Below are 1,333 nucleotides of genomic sequence, written 5' to 3'. Positions count from 1 at the left end.
TGACTTCTATTTTCAAAACCACCGGAGGCTCCATGTCGCCTCCGGATATCCACCCACGCACCTACCACGGGCAGGTCACCTCATTTTCGGACTAGCGGCACGCCGACGCGATGCCCGACGGACTCCGGCCGGTGGCACTCCTGACCTTCAGGGAACAACCCCGTTCGGAGGCCCGCGCTACCCTCGTATTCTTCCGCACCGAGGGCGTGGAGTTGAAAATCATTTCCGGCGACGACCCACGGACCGTCGCGGCCATCGCACGCCGGGTTGGCCTTGACGTCGCGCATGGCGTCGACGCACGGTCGCTGCCGGCGGACCCGGTGCTTCTCGAAGAGGCGATGGAGACCGATGTTGTGTTCGGACTCGTCACCTCGCAACAGAAGATGGAGATGGTCGCCGCGCTGCAACGGCGGGGTCATACCGTGGCAATGACCGGAGACGGAGTCAACGACGCCCTCGCCCTGACGACGGCCGACCTCGGCATCGCCATGAATTCCGCCGTACCGGCCACGGAGACGGTGGCACGCTTGGTCCTCCTCGACGGCCGCTTCGACCGGCTTCCGCAAGTCCTGGCGGAGGGCCGGCGGCTCATAGCCAACATAGAACGGGTCCTCGAGCCTCTTCGTTAGCAAGGCTGCATATTCCGCAGCCATCGCCATCACTTTCGGGCTGCTGCAGGCAGTCCCCGTTCCCCCCACGCCAGCTGTCCTTCACGGACGGCCTGACGATCGGCATCCCTGCGTTCATCCTGGCCCTAATGCCCAACGGCCGCCGCTACAAACCGGGTTTCCTTCGTCGTACGCTCTGGTTTTCGCTGCCTGCCGGGCTCATCGTCGCCGGGTCCTTGCTGGCGCTCAACGGCCTCGCGACGCTGGAGGGAACGCAGGCACCGGACACAGTTCGTTCCGCGTCAGTCATCACGCTGTCGATTGCGGGGGCTCTGGATCCTGTCGGTAGTGTCGCGGCCGCTCAACACCGGCAGGGTGGCAATCCTGGCTGTCATGTGTGCCGCGCTCGTCGCCTTGTTCGAGCTCCCAGTGGCTCAGTCAGGATTTCTTCATCCTCTCTTGGCCGAAGGATGGCCTCCTGTTCCTGGCGCTGGCTGCAGGCGGAGCGGCCGGACTCGCCATCGAGGTCCTCGCCTGGCTTCACCGCCGGACCTTTCCCCGCTGAGTCGGGAAAGGCCGACAAGTGCCGTTAAATAGCTCAGGCCCCGACAGTGTGTGTCGGGGCCTGGCTTTAATGATGTTCCGGCGGTGACCTACTCTCCCACACCCTCCCGGGTGCAGTACCATCGGCGCTGTGGGTCTTAGCTTCCGGGTTCGGGATGGGA

The 1,333-nt window shown here is 64.5% G+C and carries 1 protein-coding gene and 1 rRNA gene; one reads left to right on the top strand and one right to left on the bottom strand.

All coding sequences use genetic code 11. From position 1 onward, the window contains the following. Positions 1–110 precede the first annotated feature (110 nt). Positions 111–629, top strand: coding sequence for an HAD-IC family P-type ATPase (locus ABIB14_RS18695; RefSeq protein WP_354237391.1), 519 nt, complete (start codon positions 111–113; stop codon positions 627–629). A gap of 619 nt (positions 630–1,248) precedes the next feature. On the opposite strand, the gene rrf is transcribed toward ABIB14_RS18695, so the two are convergent. Beyond that, positions 1,249–1,333: ribosomal RNA gene (rrf, locus tag ABIB14_RS18690) — 5S ribosomal RNA — on the bottom strand; the annotation flags it as partial.

The sequence above is a fragment of the Arthrobacter sp. UYEF3 genome (assembly GCF_040546245.1).
In the GTDB taxonomy this organism is placed as follows: Bacteria; Actinomycetota; Actinomycetes; order Actinomycetales; family Micrococcaceae; genus Arthrobacter.
The sequence above is the reverse complement of the archived record's forward strand: the minus strand, read 5'-3'. Positions and strand labels throughout refer to the sequence as shown.

Bases quoted from the DNA above. Each gene is read 5' to 3' on its own strand.
- ABIB14_RS18695 (WP_354237391.1), top strand. From the start codon at position 111: ATGCCCGACGGACTCCGGCCGGTGGCACTCCTGACCTTCAGGGAACAA.